Origin of the sequence: Arenibacter arenosicollis, assembly GCF_014397245.1 — a bacterium.
GTDB classification, from domain to species: domain Bacteria; phylum Bacteroidota; class Bacteroidia; order Flavobacteriales; family Flavobacteriaceae; genus Arenibacter; species Arenibacter arenosicollis.
The window spans coordinates 65,692-88,878 of the sequence record NZ_JACLHY010000018.1 but is presented as its reverse complement, the minus strand read 5'-3'; the positions used below and the strand labels follow the sequence as shown (position 1 = coordinate 88,878).

Annotated in this window: 19 protein-coding genes and 1 other RNA gene; 12 read left to right on the top strand and 8 right to left on the bottom strand. The window is 37.1% G+C overall.

Annotated elements, in window-relative coordinates; all coding sequences use genetic code 11:
* Positions 1-50: 50 nt before the first annotated feature.
* Positions 51-1,274, bottom strand: coding sequence for a TlpA disulfide reductase family protein (locus tag H4O18_RS16020; protein WP_187586389.1), 1,224 nt, complete (start codon positions 1,272-1,274; stop codon positions 51-53).
* Positions 1,275-1,491: 217 nt separating this feature from the next.
* Between H4O18_RS16020 and pheT the strand changes: the two genes are divergently transcribed.
* On the top strand, positions 1,492-3,918 hold the full coding sequence (pheT, locus tag H4O18_RS16015; protein WP_187586387.1) for a phenylalanine--tRNA ligase subunit beta: 2,427 nt from the start codon (positions 1,492-1,494) through the stop codon (positions 3,916-3,918).
* Here the strand turns inward: pheT and H4O18_RS16010 are convergent.
* Positions 3,910-4,476: a fasciclin domain-containing protein gene (locus tag H4O18_RS16010; RefSeq protein WP_187586385.1), complete on the bottom strand. Its 567-nt coding sequence runs from the start codon at positions 4,474-4,476 to the stop codon at positions 3,910-3,912. The two genes, pheT and H4O18_RS16010, sit on opposite strands and share 9 nt — an antisense overlap.
* 249 nt (positions 4,477-4,725) lie before the next feature.
* Here H4O18_RS16010 and H4O18_RS16005 point away from each other — a divergent pair, with 249 nt between their 5' ends.
* Positions 4,726-5,445 carry a hypothetical protein gene (locus H4O18_RS16005; RefSeq protein WP_187586383.1) on the top strand — a complete coding sequence of 240 codons (720 nt, stop codon included), beginning with the start codon at positions 4,726-4,728 and terminating at the stop codon, positions 5,443-5,445.
* Positions 5,446-5,473: 28 nt separating this feature from the next.
* On the opposite strand, the gene H4O18_RS16000 is transcribed toward H4O18_RS16005, so the two are convergent.
* Entirely contained in the window at positions 5,474-6,601 is a 1,128-nt protein-coding gene (locus H4O18_RS16000) for a hypothetical protein (protein WP_187586381.1), read from the bottom strand.
* A gap of 25 nt (positions 6,602-6,626) precedes the next feature.
* Complete coding sequence (locus tag H4O18_RS15995) at positions 6,627-8,255, bottom strand: ABC-F family ATP-binding cassette domain-containing protein (RefSeq protein WP_187586379.1); 1,629 nt, start codon at positions 8,253-8,255, stop codon at positions 6,627-6,629.
* A gap of 173 nt (positions 8,256-8,428) precedes the next feature.
* Between H4O18_RS15995 and H4O18_RS15990 the strand changes: the two genes are divergently transcribed.
* Positions 8,429-9,817, top strand: a complete 1,389-nt coding sequence (locus tag H4O18_RS15990) for a transaldolase (RefSeq protein WP_187586377.1) — start codon at positions 8,429-8,431, stop codon at positions 9,815-9,817.
* A 132-nt stretch (positions 9,818-9,949) separates the two neighbouring features.
* Here the strand turns inward: H4O18_RS15990 and fsa are convergent, their stop codons facing one another.
* The 3 genes from fsa to ffs form a co-directional block, all read right to left on the bottom strand.
* Positions 9,950-10,603: a fructose-6-phosphate aldolase gene (gene fsa, locus H4O18_RS15985; protein ID WP_187586375.1), complete on the bottom strand. Its 654-nt coding sequence runs from the start codon at positions 10,601-10,603 to the stop codon at positions 9,950-9,952.
* 72 nt (positions 10,604-10,675) lie between these two features.
* Positions 10,676-11,485: an SDR family oxidoreductase gene (locus H4O18_RS15980; RefSeq protein ID WP_187586373.1), complete on the bottom strand. Its 810-nt coding sequence runs from the start codon at positions 11,483-11,485 to the stop codon at positions 10,676-10,678.
* Positions 11,486-11,604: 119 nt separating this feature from the next.
* An RNA gene (gene ffs, locus H4O18_RS15975) (signal recognition particle sRNA small type) lies at positions 11,605-11,703 on the bottom strand.
* A gap of 204 nt (positions 11,704-11,907) precedes the next feature.
* Here ffs and H4O18_RS15970 point away from each other — a divergent pair.
* The 8 genes from H4O18_RS15970 (at position 11,908) to H4O18_RS15935 (ending at position 20,308) form a co-directional block, all read left to right on the top strand.
* Entirely contained in the window at positions 11,908-12,948 is a 1,041-nt protein-coding gene (locus H4O18_RS15970; RefSeq protein ID WP_187586371.1) for a glutaminyl-peptide cyclotransferase, read from the top strand.
* A gap of 2 nt (positions 12,949-12,950) precedes the next feature.
* Entirely contained in the window at positions 12,951-13,349 is a 399-nt protein-coding gene (locus H4O18_RS15965) for an acyl-CoA thioesterase (RefSeq protein ID WP_187586369.1), read from the top strand.
* A gap of 17 nt (positions 13,350-13,366) precedes the next feature.
* Complete coding sequence (locus tag H4O18_RS15960) at positions 13,367-14,890, top strand: hypothetical protein (protein WP_187586367.1); 1,524 nt, start codon at positions 13,367-13,369, stop codon at positions 14,888-14,890.
* A gap of 147 nt (positions 14,891-15,037) precedes the next feature.
* Positions 15,038-15,769, top strand: coding sequence for a LytR/AlgR family response regulator transcription factor (locus H4O18_RS15955; RefSeq protein WP_187586365.1), 732 nt, complete (start codon positions 15,038-15,040; stop codon positions 15,767-15,769).
* Between the two features lie 134 nt (positions 15,770-15,903).
* Positions 15,904-16,512 carry a hypothetical protein gene (locus tag H4O18_RS15950; protein WP_187586363.1) on the top strand — a complete coding sequence of 203 codons (609 nt, stop codon included), beginning with the start codon at positions 15,904-15,906 and terminating at the stop codon, positions 16,510-16,512.
* 107 nt (positions 16,513-16,619) lie between these two features.
* Entirely contained in the window at positions 16,620-18,692 is a 2,073-nt protein-coding gene (locus tag H4O18_RS15945; protein ID WP_187586361.1) for a tetratricopeptide repeat-containing sensor histidine kinase, read from the top strand.
* A 22-nt stretch (positions 18,693-18,714) separates the two neighbouring features.
* Complete coding sequence (locus H4O18_RS15940) at positions 18,715-19,383, top strand: response regulator (RefSeq protein WP_187586359.1); 669 nt, start codon at positions 18,715-18,717, stop codon at positions 19,381-19,383.
* Between the two features lie 253 nt (positions 19,384-19,636).
* A complete protein-coding gene (locus H4O18_RS15935) occupies positions 19,637-20,308 on the top strand; it encodes a hypothetical protein (RefSeq protein WP_187586357.1) in 672 nt (223 codons plus the stop codon).
* Positions 20,309-20,408: 100 nt separating this feature from the next.
* Here H4O18_RS15935 and glyA read toward each other — a convergent pair whose 3' ends face one another.
* Positions 20,409-21,683 carry a serine hydroxymethyltransferase gene (gene glyA / locus H4O18_RS15930; protein WP_187586355.1) on the bottom strand — a complete coding sequence of 425 codons (1,275 nt, stop codon included), beginning with the start codon at positions 21,681-21,683 and terminating at the stop codon, positions 20,409-20,411.
* A gap of 111 nt (positions 21,684-21,794) precedes the next feature.
* Between glyA and fahA the strand changes: the two genes are divergently transcribed.
* Positions 21,795-23,084, top strand: a complete 1,290-nt coding sequence (fahA, locus tag H4O18_RS15925; protein ID WP_187586353.1) for a fumarylacetoacetase — start codon at positions 21,795-21,797, stop codon at positions 23,082-23,084.
* The last annotated feature ends 103 nt before the right edge of the window (positions 23,085-23,187 follow it).

Below are 23,187 nucleotides of genomic sequence, written 5' to 3'. Positions count from 1 at the left end.
AGTTTTCATTATGTAATTTCAGAGGTGTCCTCGGTAATTTGGTTTGCACTTTAAACCTCGAGAAGCTGTGTTATAAAGCTGTGGAAATCCTTCTTAAAACTCTCGTAATTGCTCCCGGTTGCAGGACCGTTGAAACCAGTATATATTTTTCGCACATCACCATTTTTGTCAATAATTACTGTTGTAGGAAAGGAAAGTACATGATTTAACATAGGTAATTTCATTTGCGCCATCTTCTTGTCAATTGTTCCATATTGTGCCAATAGTATGGGGTATTTTATTCCAATTCTATCCTCAAGTCTGTCAATGGATTTAAATGCAGCCTCTTTGGTTTTTGCATACTCAAATGCAAGTGCAATAACAGCCACTTGATTATTTGAATGTTCTTTTAAATATTCTGCCAAAAATTTGGTTTCGTCCAAGCAATTAGGGCACCAGGTTCCCATAATTTGAACGATTACCACTTTATCCTTAAAATTGGCATCATCAAGGGAGACCATATTGCCTTCAGAATCCGGAAAGGAAAATTTTAGTTTGTCAAATCCCTTTTTCATGTAGGTCAATGACTCGGTATTGGGCAGCTCGTAATTTTCATTTCTTCTCGCTACAAAAGTTTCCTTGGCATGTTTTCCGGAGTAAAAAACTCCAACCATGGAACTGTCCGTTGCCCTGGCCTGAAATAAATAGGCACGCGCCCCATCAAAAGTGGAAAATTTTACAGAATCCCCGCTATGGATGCCCTCCAAATACCGATAATCCCCCGTCATGGTCCTGAAGGTACCGGAAACCCTATCATCTACCTGCTTAAAAATTCCTTTGGCCATATAGCTTTCCTCATCGACAGGTCTAAACTCCACCTCCCAGTCACCAGAAATATTGGTGCTGGGTATACTTAGCCTTTTAAAACGTTCCCTAATCCCATGAACAGCTTTAAACGGCAAAACTCTCTCTTCATTTTCTTTGACAAATTTTCCGTTTATTTCTTCAGCCGTATATTTTCCGGCCAAATATCCCTCAAAAACCGGCATTTTAATAATCACGGAATCTCCCATCACTTTTATTTCATCTATTATTATAGTCTCATCCGCATTGTACAATTCAATATTATATTTATCATTCCCTAGTTTTATAAGCTTAAAATTGAATGGCAGCCGTTGGTTGTCACCTACCTCCAGTTCGGCCAACCAAAACCCCTCCGCTAAACCAACAGGTTCCTCCTCCTTGCAGCTATGGCAAGCTATAAATAGAAAAAATATAAAGAATATTCGCTTCATGATCATCCATTGTAAAAATTATACTTCGGGGAAAATCTAAATTGGGGGTCCTTTAACTAAATTCTCATATTGGAATTGAGAACTAAAAGAAGGTTTTATGAAATAACTTAGCTTAAGTAACAAAAAATTTTGGATAATAAAAAATAAAACATTCAATCAAATACGTATTGAATGTCTTATTGCATTGTTTTATATTTGGGGTCTTTAAAAATACTCAATGAAAATATCTTACAACTGGCTGAAACAGTTTTTAAAAATTGACTGGGATTCACATAAGACAGCTGAATTATTAACTGACTTAGGTTTGGAGGTTGAGGGTATTACACCTTTTGAATCGGTCAAAGGCGGATTGAAGGGAATCGTTGTTGGAGAAGTCTTGACCTGCATTAAACATCCCAATGCGGATAAATTAAAATTGACCACTGTAAATACAGGTGGGGAAGCTCCGTTACAAATTGTTTGTGGAGCGCCCAATGTGGATGTTGGCCAAAAAGTAGCCGTAGCCACTATAGGAACAACCCTCTACACGGCCGAAGGAGAGGCTTGGGTAATAAAAAAAGGTAAAATTCGCGGCGAGGAAAGCCATGGTATGATCTGTGCCGAAGATGAGCTGGGACTAGGAGAAAGCCATGACGGAATTATGATTTTGCCCGACACTTTAAAAGTGGGGTCACTCTGTTCCGAAGTATTTGAAATTGAAGTGGATGAAGTATTCGAAATAGGGCTTACACCCAACAGGGCCGATGCCATGAGCCACTTTGGGGTTGCCAGGGATTTAAAGGCCGGATTTAAACAAAAAGACATCCTTAAGGAATTGATCACACCTCCGGTTACCAATTTTAATATTGTAAACCGATCTTTAAAAATAGATGTCGAAGTTGTTAAGAGCGAATTGGCACCAAGATATTGCGGTATCACCATTAGCAATCTTATTGTACAGCCATCTCCAGATTGGTTAAAAAATAGATTGAAATCTATTGGGATCACTCCTAAAAACAATGTAGTGGACGCCACCAATTATGTGTTGCACGAATTGGGTCAGCCTCTACATGCATTTGACGCGGCAAAGATAAAAGGACACAAAATAGTTGTAAAAACACTTCCCAAGGGAACTAAATTCACCACTTTGGATGGGGTTCAGCGCATCTTGAGCGAGGAGGATTTAATGATTTGTGATACCGAAAAACCTCTTTGTATCGCCGGGGTTCTTGGTGGTGAAAATTCCGGGGTTACAGAAAGTACAAGTAGTGTATTTTTGGAAAGTGCATTTTTCAATCCTGTATCCGTTAGAAAAACTGCCAAAAGACACGGTATAAATACAGATGCCTCCTTCCGTTTTGAAAGAGGTATAGACATAGACAATGTGGAATATTGCCTAAAACGCGCAGCATTGCTGATCCACGAGATAGCCGGTGGCGATATTACTTCGGACATTGTAGATATCTATCCCAAAAAGAAGGATGACTACCATGTATTTTTAACTTTCGATAAAATACACAAACTAATAGGCCAGGAAATACCCAAGGACACCATAAAATCCATTTTGGCATCGTTGGACATTAAGGTAAAAAACGTAACAGAATCCGGTCTTGGATTATCCATCCCGTTTTACCGGGTGGACGTACAAAGGGAGGTTGATGTTATTGAGGAAATTTTACGTGTTTTTGGATACAACAATGTAGAGTTCAAAGAGAAACTGAACGCTTCCATTGCTCCTACTTCCAAGTTTGAGGATTACAAGATCCAAAATATAATTGGTAATTTCTTGGCTTCAAAAGGATTCAATGAAATATTGGCCAATAGCCTTTCCTCCCCTGCCTATAACGAATTATCGGCGGATATTAAGGAAGAACACACTATTACCATGTTGAACCCTCTAAGTACCGATTTATCGGTGATGAGGCAATCTATGTTGTTTTCCGGTTTGGAAGCCATTGCGCATAATAGCAATAGGCAGATGCACAACCTTAAAATTTTTGAATTTGGGAAGACCTATCACCAATATCAGACCAACAGAGAGGAAAAAAAGCATCTAAGTATGCTTGTCACCGGAAACAGATTGGAAGATACCTGGACCTCCCCACCTAAAAAAACCGATTTCTTTTATCTAAAAGCCATAGTAGAAAATCTCCTTAATAGATTGGGCCTTACCGAGCTTAATTCCCAACCGACCTCCAGTGATATTTTATCGGAGGGGATTTCCTTGAAAATAGCGAAAAGGGAAGTTGTAGTACTCGGAGTGGTAAAAAAATCTGTATTAAAGGCGTTCGACATCAAAGAAGAGGTACTATATGCCGATTTTGATTGGGATTATATTTTAGAGGCAATTGTCTCCAACCAAATCATCTATAAGGAGATTCCAAAATACCCTGAGGTGAAAAGAGACTATGCACTTTTAGTGGACGAGAGTGTAACTTTTAAGCAAATACATGATATCGCTCAGCAGACCGAGAGGAAATATTTGACCAATGTAAACCTATTTGATGTTTATAACGGCAAAAATTTACCCGAAGGCAAAAAGTCATATGCCGTAAGTTATACCTTGCAGGATGAAAACGGTACCTTGACCGACAAACAGATAGATAAGATAATGAATAAGCTATTGCAGCGTTATGAAAGCGAATTAGGAGCCGAATTACGGTAAATTCGCAGTTGCAAGTGAATTGGGCAGAATTACACTGTCTATCTCGTGGATAACCCCGTTACATTGAGTGGAATCGGCACTGGTAATTTTAGCTTTATTGCCTGACTTGTCCGTAAGCACAATATCCAATCCGTCCATGGATGCGAAAATTTTATCGCCCTGTACTGTAGTAAAACTTGCTTTTCCATTCCCGTTGCACAAGGCCTTCAAAATTTTGGAAGCGGTTATATTACCGGCAACGATGTGATAGGTTAAAAGTGATAGTAGTTCCTTTTTGTTTTCCGGTAATAATAATTCTTTCAGGCTTACCTTGGAAAGTTTCTTAAAAGCCATGTCGGAAGGGGCAAAAACTGTAAACGGGCCATCCTCATTCAATATTTTCTCCAAATTAGCGGCCTTAACAACTTCCAATAATGTATAATGGTGACCAGAATCAGCAGTACTCTCTACGATGGAATTCTCAGTCTTTAAAAAGCTATTCTCTTTGAAGGAAGTTTGCCCATAACTTATGGAGGTGACAAAAATTATTAGAGCGCAAAGAGACACATAGCTTTTCATTTGTTCTGGGACTTGGGATTATAAAAAATCGATGAAAGGTTAATTTCGCCGACAATATACAACATTAGGTCAATAATTTTAAAAAAAGTTATTAACCAAATTTGAATTGATCCAATATTAACATATTGGTTGCGAATCCAATAAATTTATGAACTTATCATCGCCGATATCCAATTTTTAACGATCGGAATTTAAAATGAAATCCGTAATTCCTTAACTTTATGACAATTGCTATAAAAAAGATGTGAAATGTTTTTGAAAAGAACCAATATTCAGGAAAAGCTTATTCTGGCAAAACGAAGGGACGCATCTGCCGATCAACTACTAAATGAAGTTTATCTCCTACTAAACAAAGACGAAGATGCACTACAAAGAATTGACCTGAACATTCAAAGTAAGGAGGCTGTAGTGAACAATGACTTTAATATTGATTTACTGGAAACGGCTGGAATTTATCATATTCGACATATAAAAAAGATAGCCATAGACTATAGGCTTCGTTTTCTGGATTCCCATTATTTTAAAGGTGAAATTCCTTCTGAAGCAACTAACAAGATCAAAAGACTGGAAGAGGATCATGAATTGGAAATAAAGGGATTTAAGATTCTTGCTCCCTCAAAACTTTTTAAGTTGAAGGACAGGGACGATCCAATTTTATTCGCCCCAATAGGCAACGACTATTACTATTTGATTCATAAATGGGGGCGGGACCTACACCCATTGAGAAAATTATTGATGTGGCCTTTTAAGAGTATTGTAAATCTTATTGCCGTTGTAATGGCTATTAGTTATTTGGTAACGCTGCTGGTCCCTAACGGATTGTTCTCAAAGGAGAGCTCCAGCTTTCAATTTTGGGTAATTTTCTTTTTTATGTTTAAGTGCATAGCCTCCATTGTTATATTTTATGGCTTTGCCTTGGGCAAAAATTTCAATCCCTCCATTTGGAACTCCAAATACCTAAAAACATAAGGGAAAATTATTTCTTATCCTTTGGATTTCAATTGGGGAATAATTCCATGGGTATACCATCCAGATCAACATTATCCAAAAATTTTGGATCCGGTATTGGTTTAATCCTCATTAGCCCCCCTTTGCCACTATTCCCTTTTTTCTTATACCCGATCAGGATCAAATTGTTTTTGGAATCATAGGAAACCATAGTAGTGTCTTCTATTTCATATTTTAGGTTTCGCTCCTCCAGGGTGAGAAAATTTTCATAAATATAGAGAATCGAGATATTTTCTGTAAAATCATAAACCGCGGCAATGTGGGGATAAGCACTTTTTGAACCGGATTCCATGGGGTAATACAAAGTCTGTTCCCCGAAAAATTCCGAATTGGCATATCCAAACCTGGGTTCTTTTCCCAATAAATAATTGGTAGTAATACCCAAAATCAGGGTTTTCCCGTCAAAAAGGCTGTGCAAATTAGGATAACTTACCAGAATATTGCCCATTCCATCCTTTGAAATTTTTAAAACATCCGTTCCCAAGTTAACCTCATGGGCAATAGCCCCATTGTCGATATTTATTACGATCAATGCATACTTATCGGTAATATCGGTATCCCTGGCCAGTACAAATACCTGATTACCGGAAACTATTATTTGTTTTGTTTCCTTAGCCAATTCCACCTCCGTATAAGAATTTGGGCTTATTGATAAATCCAAAATCCTTAAATAATAGCTGTCATTTTTAGTACTGGAAGGCTTTACGTAAGTTACAAAAGCCTTATCTTTTGAAAAAGCCATGGACTTTACAAGAAAATCGCAATTTAAATCCTCTGTGAACACAGTGGTGTTGACATCCGTATTATCACCAAAATCATGGATTTTAATTGTCGCACTACAGTCTTCCCGCGAGTTATAAAAACCTATTTTAGAGCCATTCCGATAACTAAGTTCCGGTAATGGCACTACCTCAAAATCACTTTTGGAGGAATTAACGGTCATACCATCCGAATCGGCATTTAAATAAGCACTTTGTAAAACACCGTCTTTTTTCAACAAAACGGTATAGTCGGCTGTTAAGTTAAGAGATTCGATATCCTTGTCTCCTACTCCTTCCTCAGAACAGCCCATAACGAGACATGCAATAAACATGCATGTTATTAGGTAGGTTTTCATAAAGTAAGAATTTGGGCCGATAAAATTACACCGGGACGGCGTACATTTTATTCCGCTGCTCCTTTATAGTCTTATCGGACATATAATCATCAAACGTTAAATATCGATCAATATTACCTTTAGGTGTCAATTCTATAACCCTATTTGCCACAGTTTCAGCAAATTCATGATCATGGGTCGTAAAGAGAACAGTCCCTTTAAAATTCTTTAAGGAATTATTAAAGGTGGTTATACTCTCCAAATCCAAGTGGTTGGTGGGCTCATCCAACATAATAACATTGGCCCTCATCAACATCATTCTACTCAACATACAACGTACTTTTTCCCCTCCGGACAAAACCGTACATTTTTTCAAGGCTTCCTCACCGCTAAACAACATTTTCCCCAAGAATCCCCTAATACTTACTTCTTCCCTTTCTTCTTCTGTTTTTGCCCATTGTCTTAACCAATCCACGAGGTTGATGTTTTCCGTAAAGAATGATGCATTGTCTGCTGGCAAGTATGATTGATTGGTAGTTACACCCCACTGATAAGAACCGCTATCGGCCTTTCTGTTGTCATTTATTATTTCATAAAATGCCGTAGTGGCCCTTGAATCACGAGAAATTATTGCCACTTTATCTCCCTTCGCCAAATTAATATTGACATCCTGAAATAAAACCTCACCCTCTTCTGTTGAGGCCGATAGTTTTTCAACATTCAGAATCTGATCGCCGGCTTCCCTTTCGCGCTCAAAAATAATAGCAGGATATCGCCTGCTTGAAGGTTTTATATCCTCAATTTTCAATTTCGACAACATTTTCTTTCTGGAAGTGGCCTGTTTGCTCTTTGCAACGTTGGCACTGAACCGTTGAATAAACTCTTGTAGTTCTTTGGCCTTTTCCTCGGATTTTTTATTTTGCTGTGCCCGCTGTCTGGCCGCTAACTGACTACTTTCATACCAAAAAGTGTAATTTCCGGAGTAAAGGTTCATCTTTCCGAAATCTATATCCCCAATATGGGTACAGACTGAATCTAAAAAGTGCCTATCGTGAGATACCACTATAACGGTGTTCTCATAGTCTGCCAGGAAATTTTCCAACCAATTAATGGTTTCATAATCCAGGTCGTTGGTAGGCTCATCCATAATCAATACATCCGGATTACCAAACAAGGCCTGGGCCAATAATACCCTTACTTTAAGCTTGGAATCCAAATCGCCCATTAGGGTATAGTGAAACTCTTCGGTAATACCCAAGTTGGATAACAAGGCAGCGGCATCACTATCGGCATTCCAACCGTTCATTTCTTCAAATTGCACTTGCAACTCCCCTATTCTATCTGCATTCTCATCGCTATAATCGGCATAAAGGGCATCTATCTCCTTTTTGATCTTGAATAATGGTTTATTACCCATTACCACACTCTCCAAAACAGTATACTCGTCATAAGCGTTGTGATTTTGTTCCAAGATGGACATCCGTTTTCCTGGTTCCAAATGAACATGACCCGAAGTTGGATCTATTTGTCCTGAAAGAATCCTTAAGAATGTGGACTTTCCCGCTCCATTGGCACCAATAACACCATAACAATTACCTTGTGTAAAGGAAACATTTACTTCATCAAAAAGAACCCTTTTTCCAAATTGCACAGATAAATTTGATACTGACAGCATATATAATATTTTAAATTTTGTGCAAAAATAACAAAAATAAACCCGTTTAAGCAACTATATTACAACGCCTTTAGGTAGCATTTTAACTAAGACCCAATAGTTTTAACGCACAATTAACAGCCTGTATCTGTTGAGTTTATTAGATTTGTTTACTATAAAGTAGCTATTCTCATATGAATAAACCTTTACTATATTCTTTTCTTATCGCTTTGGTTGGTTGCGGTTCGATAGAAAAAAAATCCCCTAGTGTATCATTTGCTGGTGAAATCGTAAATCCCACAAGCGAATATGTCGTACTTTTTAAGGACGATATCGTCATCGATTCTGCTAAACTTGATGATGAAAATAGGTTCTCCATAAAATTGGATTCAGTTGCCGAAGGCTTGTACCATTTTGACCATAGTCCAGAATTACAGTATGTATATCTAGAAAGGGGAGATAGCTTAATGATCCGTCTCAATACTGAGGATTTTGATGAATCATTGATTTTTTCCGGTAAGGGTGAGGAGATAAATAATTTCCTATTAGATCTTTTTTTGACCACCGAAGCTGAGCCAGCCACCGTATACTCCTTTTCCCAACTTGGCCCTGAGGACTTCAACACTAAACTGGATTCCCTTAAAGCCATTAAAGTTAATTCCCTAAATGAACTTATTAAGGAAGTGAAGTTATCTGCCAATGCCATTGAAATGGCCAAGGCCAGTATAAATTACAACTACTACATCTACAAGGAAAAATATCCTTTTTGGAACAGAAGGAAAACTGGACTAAGCAGCATCCCAGAGTTACCGGTACAATTTTATGATTACCGGAAAGATTTGGATTACAATAACGAAAGTCTCGCCTACCACAGATATTACTACAATTTCATGAAAACCCATTTCAACAATTTATCCTATATGGGCTGTTATTCCAAATGTAAGGGTGAACATCATGAGATCATTAAAAATAAATTGCATTTTAATCAGCACAAACTGAAGCTGATAGATAGCTTGGTTACTGAAAAGGATTTACGTGACAACCTTTTTAGAAATGTAGCTATGGACTATCTGATTAACGTACATGACACCGATGCAAACAATAGAATTTTTATAGAGGAATTCCACAAACTCTCGGGAAACAACCGACATAGTGCAGAAATAGAGGCCATTTATCAAGGGGTCAACAATTTACAGCCTTCCAAAAAATTACCCAATATATCAGTTTTCAATACTGAGGGAACTTTGGTAACGCTCCAGGAAATTGCAGAAAAAGAAAAGAATACAGTATTCTATTTTTGGTCGGGCACCCAGAGATCCAACTTTGAGAATGTACTTACCCGTGTTGCACAATTAACGGAAAGGAAACCTGAGTATACTTTTGTTGGAATAAATTGCAATACAGACGCCTTAAGATGGCAGTCCTTACTAAGTAGCAATCAACTGGATATGGAAAAACAATTCCGTACCGACGATTTTGAAAATTTAAAAAACGCCCTGGTCATTGGAGGTCTTAATAAAGGTATAATAACCAAAGACGGGCTAATAGTGGATGCATTTGCTGACCTCTACAGCAGTTTCTAATATACTTCAATTTAAAGTTTGGGATCTGGATTTAGATTTAAAAATCACAACACCCATTAGATCATAAAATATTAAAGCCTCTTTAGCTAATATGCAAAAGAGGCTTTATGGTATTTAGGATTATTTTGAAATCTAGTTACCCTTTTGGTAGTCTTCCAAGAATTTTGCCAAACCACTATCTGTTAATGGGTGCTTAAGCAAACCTTCGATCGCAGACAAAGGTCCGGTCATAACATCTGCTCCCAACTTTGCACAATCAATTACGTGCATTGTATGTCTAACTGACGCGGCCAAAATTTGGGTTTCAAAATCATAATTGTCGTATATGTGCCTAATTTCAGAAATCAAATTCAATCCATCGGTAGAGATATCATCCAACCTACCAATAAAAGGCGAAACATAAGTAGCACCTGCCTTAGCGGCCAACAAAGCCTGTCCGCAGGAAAATACCAAGGTACAATTGGTTCTAATTCCCTTATCCGTAAAATATTTTATAGCCTTAATCCCATCTTTAATCATAGGAACTTTAACTACAATTTGCTCATGTAGTTCAGCCAATTCCTCACCTTCCTTGATCATTCCTTTTAAATCTGTGGAAATTACCTCTGCAGATACATCACCATCAACAATATTACAGATATCCACATAATGTTTAAGGATATTGTTTCTTCCGGTAATCCCTTCTTTGGCCATTAGGGAAGGATTTGTGGTTACCCCATCCAATACCCCTAATTCCTGGGCTTCTTTTATCTGTGCTAAATTAGCGGTGTCAATAAAGAACTTCATGTCAATTGCTTTTTTAAATTATTAATGTGAAAGATATGTCTTTTTGCAAGTCTACCTTTTGGTGATGCAAAATTACAATTTATAATGGTTCATCAAGAGTTTCTCATATACTTTGTCCGGTAATATTTTTTTAAGAAACAATGAAAACTTTTGCATAAACTCCCCTACCTGATAATGAACTTTAGGATTTTTGGTGTTTATGATTTTAAATACCGTGTATGCAACCAACATAGGATCTTGACCACTGTCCACATGTTCGTTCATAATTTTCAAAGTTTTCCCATAAGGAGAGCTATAAGGTGAATCGGGCAATATTGGGGCATGATATCGACCAGAGGCTATATTGGTGGCAAAATCTCCAGGGGCCAAGTTTGTGATGTTTATCCCAAAGCCTTTAATTTCCATTCTCAAAGCCTCCGTTACCAACTCCAATGCACCTTTGCTGGCAGAATAAATACCCCGATAAGGCAAGCCCATATAACCGGCAATGGAAGTAATATTGATTATAAGGCCCTTTTTCTGACTTCTCATGTGAGGCAGAACCGCTTTGCACATGTGTAATGGACCATTAAAATTAGTGTCGAACGCCTTTAAGATTTCAGCATGCGGTGTTTCCTCTATTGGGCCCGTAATGCCTATGCCGGCATTATTCACCAACACATCTACTCTGCCTTCCTTTGCAATCAACTCGGAAATTGCAGTTTGTATACTTTCTGGATTCCTCACATCCAATTCCAAAAGATCAAAATCTGTAAAATTAGGATAGTTGGCCACATTCCGGGTAGTTCCGTAAACTTTAAAACCCTTTGATTTTAAAAAAATCCCAATAGATTTTCCAATGCCCGAAGAACCTCCTGTAACCAGTACAACCTTATGCTCCATTAATAGAAATTAAGGTTGCAAATTAACGAATAAAACAGGAAATGAAGTTGATAAAGGAGTTATATATGTGTAATGTTACACAAAAAGATGTGAAGTTATTGTTCACTATAGGGCACAAAAAATGGCAAGCTACCTACATCGCACCGCTACAACCATATACCCTTGCTGCGTTCCCACCCTGGGGGATTCTACAGGAGCTGGTCGTGTAGGACTTGCCGATGCAAATATACAATCTTTTAATTTTTTTGCAATCGTTTTCAGGTCTTAATTTTATTAAATATCTTGCCTTAAAAAGTTGCCACATTTATTTATATGTAGCAAGTTGATTTTAAGACAAATAAATTGAATTCAAAGGCATTAATTGTGCAAAAAAAGCACTTTACCCACTAAAAAAATATATTAATTATACTCTGAATAACAAAATGAACTTCTTTAAATTAAATCTTTTTTTCATAATTCCCCTTTTCTTTTTGGCTTGTGACGGCACTACCAACCCTTCAAAGCTCTTTGAAATTCAATTGGAAGGGAACGTAACCGAATTTCAAAAAAATCAGGTTGTTGGTGTTGCGGTCAAAAACCTTAAGAATAAAGAAATTGAAAAGATTACCTATAAGATAGATGATGAGGAAATTACCGTTAATAACAACAAAATAACACTGGATCAATCGGAACTTGGTGCTAAAACATTAACGGCAAATATCAGTTTCGATGGCGAGACCGTTGAAGTATCCAAAGGGATAAAATTATTGGCGGAACATGCCCCTGAGATTTACACCTATGAAATCCTTAATGAATATCCCCATGATAAGGATGCCTATACACAGGGATTGGAGTTCCATAATGACATCCTATACGAAAGCACCGGTAAAAAAGGAAAATCATCTTTGAGGCAAGTGGATTTTAGAACTGGTGAAATCTTAAAGAAGATAGACTTGGACAACACCTATTTTGGTGAGGGCATAACTATCCTAAACGATAAAATTTATCAACTTACATGGCAAAGTGGAGTTGGATTTATTTATGATCTTAAGGATTTTACGAAAATTGACAGCTTTAAATACAACCAAAGTAAAGAAGGTTGGGGTTTGTGCAATGACGGCAGCAAATTATTCAAGAGTGACGGCACTGAAAAAATATGGTTTCTAAATCCAACAACCTTGGCGGAAGAGGGGCATTTTGAAACAGTGACCAATACCTCCATTTTTAATAAGGCCAATGAACTGGAATACGTAAACGGAAAAATTTATGCCAATGTATATCAAAAGGAAAGCATGATGATCATTGACGCTAAAAGTGGGGCTATTGAGGGTGTAATAAATTTTGGAGGCCTAAAGGAAAAGGTGACCCAACATCAAAATCTCGATGTACTCAACGGAGTGGCCTATCATCCACAAAGAAAGACTTTCTTCGTTACCGGAAAAAACTGGGATAAATTATTTGAGGTAAACATCCTTAAAAAGTAAGTATGGGAATTTTTGAAAAAACCATAAAGGTGGTAGAAGATGATCTGGATGACCTTGAGCATGTGAATAATGTACGGTATGTACAATGGATGCAAGATATTGCCAAGGAACATTGGCTAGCCAAAGCGCCCAAAGATTTGGTCAACAAAACGGTTTGGGTGGTCCTGACCCATCACATTACATACAAAAGCTCCGCTAAATTGGACGATATTATTTTAATGAAAACCTATATAGATAAGACCAAAGGCCCAGTAAGCGTGAGGGTTGTAGAAATGTACAACAAGGAAAGCAATCAATTGTTGGTCAAGTCCAAGACGGAATGGTGTTTGCTGAACTCCGAAACCTTTAAACCCATGCGGATTTCTTCGGAAATTGAAAATATTTTTATCACCCAAACCTAAATTATTGAACAAGTTACGTGCATAAATCCTTTTTTATATTTTCCGCCCTAATTCTACTCCTAATCTTTTCTTCCTGCAGGGTGGACTTCGATTATGCGCAAAGCAATGGTTCCTTGGAATTTTCCAAGGATACTGTTTTTTTGGATACCATTTTCAGCCATATAGGAAGCAGCACCTACACCTTAAAAGTATATAATCGGACTACTAATGATATAAGCATTCCCAGTATAGTACTTAAAAGCGGAGGCAACAGCAAGTATCGTTTAAATGTGGACGGCGAAGCTGGCCAGGAATTTAAAGATATACCATTATTCGCCAAGGATAGCCTATACATATTTATTGAGACCACTTTTGATATTGGCGATTCGGATGCCATGGAATTTTTATACACGGATGCCATACAATTTGATAAAGAAAACCACTTGCAAGAAGTACAATTGGTAACCTTGATAAAAGATGCTATATTTTACTTCCCAAAAAAATCGGTAAACGGACAACGTGAAACAATTATCCTTGATGTTAGTGAAACGGGGAAAGAAATAATAGTCGAGGGTTTTGAACTAAACGCCGATCAACTGCTGTTTACCAAGGACAAACCCTATGTAATCTATGGATATGCCTCGGTACCCGAAGGCAAAACCTTGAATATAGATAAGGGTTCACGGGTACATTTTCATAAGAATTCCGGAGTATTGATTAAAAAAGATGCCTCCATACATATTAATGGCAAACTAAGCCAGGACAAGGAATTACTGGAAAATGAAGTTATTTTTGAAGGCAACCGCTTGGAACCCTCCTATTCGGACATCCCGGGACAGTGGGGGTCAATATGGATATCTAAAGGCAGTATAAACAACAAAATAGAATACCTTACTATTAAAAATGCTACCGTTGGAATTCTCGTTCAGGGTGATAATACGGTTGAGGAAACCACATTGACCATAAAAAATTCTCAAATATATAATAGTGAAAATATTAATTTATGGGCAAAAACAGCGGTATTACGAAGTGAGAATTTGGTCCTTGGTAGTGCAGGAAATATATCCTTGTATTGTAACCAGGGAGGCGACTACAGCTTTATTCATGCCACCATTGCCAATTATTGGAAATATGGGTTTCGATCAAATGCTGCTTTACAAATAGACAACTCTGCCTTTATTGACGGTAATTCCTATGACCTGGCAAGAGCTGATTTTAAAAACTGTATTATTTACGGAAGTAATCCAATTGAATTAAACTTAAGCAAGGACCCTGATAAGGCATTTAATTTTAATTTTGAAAACTGCCTAATAAAATTCACTAACGATACAGAAGACAGCTTATATAATTTTAACGATGCATCCTTATATAAAAATACACTTCTCAATCTAGACCCAATCTTTGTATCACCCACAAAAAACAATTTTATGATTAAAGAAAATTCCAGTGCAATTGGAGCCGGAAATCCAGATGCAGCGCATTTAGTTCCACTAGATATTTTGGGTACCGACAGGACAAAAAATCCTGCCATTGGTGCATATGAAGTATTTTATACTGAGTGACATAATACTACTCTTTGAATTTTGAAAGAAAAATCTTCCAAATTTTGTTTATTTTGCCAATAAAATGAAAACCCTAGTTTTTCTAAGGTTGAAACACCACCCTATGCTACTAAGTATCACTAATTTGCCTTAAAATCATCTGAAATTATGGAATATACATATACCATTTTGGACTCTGATGCCCAATCCAATTTACAGCTACAGCACTATATGGAAGAATATAGTGAGTTTTATTGTGCCGGAGTAGCCACCGATAGCGTAGACGGACTGAATGGTATACTAAAGAAATCACCAGATGTTGTTTTCATTCATTTGAATGAAAAGGCCCATGAGTATTTTCACATGATTATAGAGATGCACCAATATCTGAAGGAAATCCCCATATTTATAGGTATCTCAAAAAGCAAACAATTCGCGTTTGAAGCAATAAAATGTCATTTCTTCGATTATTGGTTATTGCCTTATAACGAATTCGACATTAGAAAGACCTTACTCCGTTTAAAGTTAAAAACTCCAAAGGAACAAGAACCAAAAACGCTTTTACTTCAATCATATAAAGACTATCGTTATATAAATACACAAGAAATCATGTATTTACAGGCAGATAATAATGCTACCGATTTTTTTATGAAAGATGGAAGTACTATTAGCGCTTTTAAAACGTTAAAGACTTTTGAAAACAATTTGCCCACAAATTTTGTGAGGGTTCATCAGAGTTATATCATTAATATTAACTTTGTTTCTAGGATCAATTATGGAAAAGGCCTATGCACTTTAAAGCATGATAAACTACAATTGCCTTTTTCCAAATCTTACAAAAGCAATATTGAAAATCTAAAACAGGTATTGGCCAAAAATACCATTTCTACACTTAATTAGTCAAATTCTTACAAAAACAGTACGCTCACTAATAGAACTCGGACATCTGCTAAAGATAATTCCTACATAATTTTTTCAAGGTTCATCTGTATTAGTTTAGCTATACATTATTAACCCTCGAAAACCATCGAAAAATGAAAAAATTACTATCTATTTTTGCAGTAGTTCTGCTAAGTATGGGCTTATTTGCTATGGGAACCCAAGAAATGTTCCCTGCTGCGGATAATGCCATCGCCACTGATGGCGACAACATTCCAAAAGAAAGAAGAGATCCTCCCCCGGTAATGAGCGATTTCCATTACAATGACAATGCCGTTGCTACCGATGGCGACAACATTCCAAAGGAAAGAAGAGATCCTCCCCCGGTAATGAGCAATTTCCAGTATAATGACAACGCAGTTGCTACTGACGGTGACAACATTCCAAAGGAAAGAAGAGATCCTCCACCGGTAATGAGCGATTTCCAGTATAATGACAATGCAGTTGCCACTGACGGTGACAACATCCCAAAGGAAAGAAGAGATCCTCCACCGGTAATGAGCGATTTCCAGTATAATGACAATGCAGTTGCCACTGATGGTGACAACATCCCAAAGGAAAGAAGAGATCCTCCACCGGTAATGAGCGATTTCCAGTATAATGACAATGCAGTTGCTACCGATGGTGACAATATTCCAAAGGAAAGAAGAGATCCTCCACCGGTAATGTCGGAATTACAAAATTTAAACGATGCCATAGTGTAGGTTTAGCTAAACTAGATAATACATAGTATTGAAGTGGACCATACTTCATCAAAATATTAAGCTCTAAGCAAATTTGTTTAGGGCTTTTTTTTTATCTTTCCACCTCCATGAACAAAAATGTATTTAGCAGATTTATCATTTATTTAGTCATTTCATTTCAACTAATACTCTTTAGTTGTAATGACAGGAATGCTAGTATTAAACAATCGGAAACCTCAATTCAACACGACAGTATTCAATATTGGTTTTCCGAAGAAAACAGCACTTCTGCAGAAGATTACAAAAATAATCTTTTAAAAGGCTTTGAATTAGCCCTAAAGGAGGAAAACGATTCTCTAAAATCTAGATATTTTTCAAAATTTTCATATTACTATTCTATATTGGGGGATTCTTTGCAATTTAGACGCTCCAACAAAATTGCAATTAACCTTGCTAGAATAAGAAAAGACTCCAATGCCTTGGCTAACAATCATTGGGATTTAGGCACTTTTTTGGAGGACAATTCTTTACAGGATAGTGCCTATTACCATTTCTCACAGGCAGAGAAAATCTTTAGATCCTTAAAGGATGATTATGCTACCGCTCGCGTTTTGTACAATTTGGCCAGGGTACAGTCAAATATAAAGGATTATACCGCAAGTGAAGTCACGACCATAGAAGCCATTGAACTATTGAAACCTCTGGACAAATATTATCAACTGTTTCTATGTTATAATAATTTAGGGTCTGTGACCAACGCACTAAATGAATATGACAAGGCTTTGGAATATTACGATAAGGCATTGTTCTATTTGGACAAATCCAAAAGAGACCAATCGAATCGACTAAGAATGGTCGCATTTAACAATATTGGAATGGTCTATCAAGCAAAAGGGGAAGATAAAAAGGCCATTGAAAGCTTTGAAAAGATTATTAAAACAGACAGTATCTATCATAAGGACACTGAATCATACGCACTGGCACTTTCCAATTATGCTCAAAGTAAGACTAAACTAGGGGACACCGTGGGAGTATTGGCAGCCTTTAAAAAAGCGTTAAAAATAAAGGATAGCATTGGAGATTCTAGAGGTTTGGCTATTACCTATTTCGAATTGGCAGAATATTATTTACACCAAAAAGATTCTGCAAAAGCCGTACACAACGCTCAAATTGCTAAAAAAATTTCAGAACAGACCAGTAATAATAGAAGGTTACTTGAATCTTTGGAACTTTTAGCAAAACTTGACCCAGCAAATTCATCACGCTATAATCAGGAATATATAAAATTAAACGATAGTTTAATTCGTGAAGAACGTGCCACAAGAAATAAATTTACCAGGATACGCTTTGAAACGGATGAGTTTATTGAACAAAATGAACTGCTTACCAGGCAGCGCCAATTATGGATCGGTATTGCTGTGGCGGTACTTATCTTGGCAGTTTTTATACTTATCACTCTTGATCAACGCCGGAAAAATCAAAAATTAAGATTCGAAAAGGCCCAGCAAGAGGCGAATCAAGAAATTTTTAATCTTTTATTAGCGCAAAACAAAAAGGTTGAAGAAGGTAAACAACTGGAAAAGAGACGTATATCGGAAGAATTACACGACGGTATTTTGGGACAAATGTTAGGAATACGTTTAATTCTTACCGGCCTCAACAATAAAACCGATTCCGATTCCGTTCTAAAGCGGAGTGACCTACTAAAGAAATTACAACAATTGGAGGAGGAAATTCGTACAATTTCACATGAACTAAGCAGGGCATCGGAAGAAAAAATTCATAACTTTATTGTATCCATTGAGGAATTGGTGAAAACAATTCAGGATTCCTCCAAAATAAAATGTCATTTTGAGTACGACGATAAAATAGATTGGGATGAATTAAAAGGAGATATTAAAATTAATATTTACAGAATTGTACAGGAGAGTTTACAGAATTGTATAAAACACGCCAAGGCCTCGAAAGTGGACCTATTGTTTGAGTCTGATGAGAATAATGTGAGAATTGTAGTATTGGACAACGGAGTTGGTTTTGATCAAAAGAAAGGAAAACGAGGTATTGGACTTAAAAACATAAATTCTAGATTGGAGAAGTTAAATGGAACTTATGACATTCAAAGTAGCATAGGAAAAGGAACAAAAGTAATAGTTACCATCCCTTATGTCTTGGAAAAACAGATAGAACCCCAATCTGCATAATAGATTACTAATTGCAAATAGAATGAGAACTTTAAGGATTTTAACGATAGATGATCACGAAATGATCACTACTGGCTATAAATATCTTTTGGAGGCTGGAGAGTTCGAAGAATTCCAAGTCAAAGTTGAAACAGCCAATACTTTTGAAACGGGAAAGCAAAAAATAGAGGATTCCGCTAGATCTTTTAAATATGACCTTTTATTGTTGGACGTACAATTAACGGAAACCCATTTGGAGGAACCTTATTCCGGGGAAGACCTGGGAATATTTGCAAGAAAAGTTATTCCTGACACCAAAATAGTCTTTATGTCTTCCTTTAGCGACAATTATAGGATCAACAGTATTTTGAAAAACGTAAATCCCGATGGCTATATGGTAAAATCGGAAGTTGACGAAAAATCGCTCATTGCCATGGTCAAAGGTGTAATTTCCTCACCCCCCTATTATAGTCAAAAAGCATTGGTGGCCATAAGAAAGAAAGTATCCAATGACCTTTTATTGGATGATAATGATAAAAAAATACTGTATCACGTATCCATTGGGACAAGGACCAAGGATATGGTAGATTTTATAAACCTTTCGCTCGCCGGGATCGAAAATAGAAAAAGACAGCTTAAAGTTATTTTTGGCGTAGAAAAGCAAAACGATTTAGCTTTGGTCCATGAAGCTAGAAACAGAGGATTTCTATAATTGAATTTATAGCTTTCTACGAACTCAATGGGCTATTTTAACTCAGAATTCGGAAAATCCAAAAACCACCATCAAACACCTTTATTTCCCTTCATTCCCTATCACATTACACCCTTTTACCATTCATCGTCTACTTTTTCGACGAACACACCCTAAATGAATCGAAACCTTACTTTTTCTAAGGTTTTAATTTAATTAAGGACAAAGCATTAAGCTAATTTTGAAATTAGATTTTCAATAAATTTATTTCGAGATGTCTAAGTTAGGAAACGAATTTTTCAATAATTCAAACATTGGGGTTAAAAGCACCGACCATATTATAGGTTTGGAGTCTTTTAGAAAAAGTTTGGAAAAGAATTATTATGCAGAAGTTAGTATTGGTAACTACGGGCTGAAAAAAGAGTCAGCAAATTTGACCATAGATATTAAATGCAACTTCAGTTTGGACGAATCATTGTTTTATTTAAACAAGATAGCATCCGACCGTGGAACTCATAAAAAATCCAGTCATAAAAAGACCTTTTTGTTCCTACAGGCATATTTTGAACTAAAAAAACTGAACACTATATGCATAGACATAAGTGAGTTGACTATTTCCCTGACGGATACTACTATTCTAATAAGTAAAATATACGATCAAAGTATTGCCGACCAAGCAGAAACTATCTTTGCGGAACTCGTTAAACATAACCTATATTATACAAAAGGATTAAACGAGACCCCTTTTGAAATGTTTATACCTGTATTTGAGGAGGATACCCTAGAGGGCGATACCAAAATGAGGAATATTGTTTCCGACAACAATAACATAAATGACTATTTTGGATTTTGGGGCATGTATTATGACCAAACTGAAGAAGCGGCCATATACGACCTAAATACCAAAACTATTATATATGGAGATATACAAATCCTAAGCGAATAGGATAATTGATCTACAAAAAAAAGCTGTCCAAAAAGCATTAAGATCTTACAATGTGAGCAAGACTTTAATTAAACCTCATGGACAGCGATCTATAGCTTTATTAAGCGTTGAATAATTCTCTTGAATGCATTAGGGCATTTACATTTTCCCTAACTTCTTCAATAATCTTTTCATCCTCTGGATTCATAATTACCTGATCAATAAATCCGACAATTGTCTTCATTTGATCTTCCTTTAAACCTCTAGTAGTAACAGCCGCTGTACCAAAACGGATACCGGAAGTAACAAAAGGTGATTTATCATCAAAAGGAACCATATTCTTATTGGCGGTAATATCCGCTTTTACTAAGGCATTCTCGGCATCTTTACCTGTAATGTTCTTATTTCTAAGGTCGATAAGCATCATATGGTTATCCGTACCTCCAGAAATAATATTATATCCTTTTTCTACAAATGCACTGGCCATTGCTGCTGCATTTTTCTTAACCTGTAACATATAATGCAAGAATTCATCGGTCAAGGCTTCTCCGAAGGCTATTGCTTTTGCTGCAATGATGTGCTCCAAAGGACCACCCTGATTACCAGGAAAAACTGCCAAATCCAATAGAGCCGACATCTTTCTTAGCGTACCGTTCTTCAACTTAACCCCAAAAGGATTGTCAAAGTCCTCACCCATTAAAATAAGCCCTCCTCTTGGTCCGCGCAATGTCTTATGAGTCGTTGTGGTAACAATATGACAATGTGGTATTGGATCGTTCAAAATCCCCTTGGCTATAAGCCCAGCGGGGTGGGATATATCGGCCAATAATATGGCACCTACACTATCGGCAATTTCCCTAAATCTTTTAAAATCCATATCCCTGGAATAGGCAGAAGCCCCTGCAATAATGAGCTTAGGCTGTTCTTTGGTAGCTATGGCCTGTATTTTATCGTAGTTTAAAACACCTGTTTCCTGATCAACTCCATAAAATACGGGGTTATACAATCTACCTGAAAAATTTACTGGAGAGCCGTGGGTTAAATGACCACCATGGGACAAATCAAATCCAAGAATGGTATCTCCAGGCTTTAAACATGCGTGATAAACAGAAGCATTGGCTTGGGAACCTGAATGTGGCTGAACATTGGCATAAGCCGCTCCAAATAATTGCTTAGCTCTATCTATAGCCAATTGCTCTATTTGGTCTACTACTTCGCAACCGCCATAATAGCGCTTTCCAGGATACCCTTCGGCGTATTTGTTGGTCAATACCGATCCAGCAGCCTCCATAACTTGGGGACTGGTGAAATTTTCGGAAGCAATAAGTTCAATTCCATCAATTTGGCGTTCCTTTTCCGCCTCAATTAGTTCAAAAATTTGATTGTCGCGTTGCATACTGTATTATTCTATTAAATAATGTGCAAAAATACGAATTGCAGAGCGTTAATTGGAAGAAAATAATATATTTGATAAGATATTTATTAAACACAAGTTAACAATTCGAAGATGCCACTAAAAACTAATCATCCAGAAAAAAAAACATGGTTACCTGTACCCGTTAATTCTGATTTTCCCATTCAGAATATTCCTTTTGGAGTTTTCTTGACTAGGGATGACATAATCACCATTGGCTCTAGAATTGGTGATTACGCCATAGATTTGGGGGCATTACATCAACTGGGGTATTTTAAGGATATTCCCCTGACCGATGATATTTTTTTACAGGATACCCTTAACGATTTTATCTCCGACGGCAAAAAGACCTGGCGTTTGGTAAGGAACAGAATCAGCGAAATTTTCGATATCAATAACGACCAATTAAAGAATAATGAGGACCACAAGAGTATTGTTCTTTTTACCATGGACGAAATTGAAATGCAGCTGCCAGTACAAATTGGCGACTATACGGATTTTTATTCCAGTAAGGAACACGCTACCAATGTTGGTAAAATGTTCAGAGATCCAGAAAATGCCCTTCTTCCCAATTGGTTGCATATTCCAGTAGGATATCACGGGAGAAGTTCTTCTATTGTACCAAGTGGCACTTCTGTAAGAAGGCCAATGGGGCAAACCCTTCCTGCAGGGGCGGACCAACCTATTTTTGGACCTTCCAAATTAGTGGATTTTGAGTTGGAAATGGCTTTTATAACCACGGACGCCAACGTTTTGGGCGAGCCAATTCCAGTCGAAGAAGCTGAGAATTACATTTTTGGTATGGTACTTTTTAATGATTGGAGTGCTAGGGATATACAAAAATGGGAATACGTACCATTAGGCCCTTTCCTTGCCAAAAATTTTGCATCATCCATATCCCCTTGGATAGTTACCTTGGATGCTCTTGAACCATTTAGAGTGGGCAGTCCTGTACAAACCCCTAAACCCCTGCCCTATTTACAACAATCAGGAAAAAAAGGATTCGACATTAATTTAGAAGTTTCCATAAAACCAGAAGGGGGCAAAACCACCACAGTCACCAGGTCTAACTTTAAATATATGTATTGGACCATGGCGCAACAACTGGCCCATCATACCATAAATGGTTGCAAAGTAAATAGTGGCGACATGATGGGCAGTGGAACCATTTCTGGTCCAACCCCTGATACTTATGGTTCCATGTTGGAGCTTACTTGGCGCGGGGAAAAACCCTTGACCCTGGAAGACGGATCAACAAGAAAATTCATTGAAGACTATGATACCGTGACCATTTCAGGATACAGCCAAAAGGATAATGTGCGTATTGGTTTTGGGGAAGTTACCACCAAATTATTGCCTGTTTTTCAACAAAAGAAAAAATAGGATTTAAAAAAATTACCCCTGTTTGTACGATACCGTATAGTTTCACGTTTGGGTATAGAACTATTTTTGGCATAGCTATTGAACTATGTCCATAATATTTTTA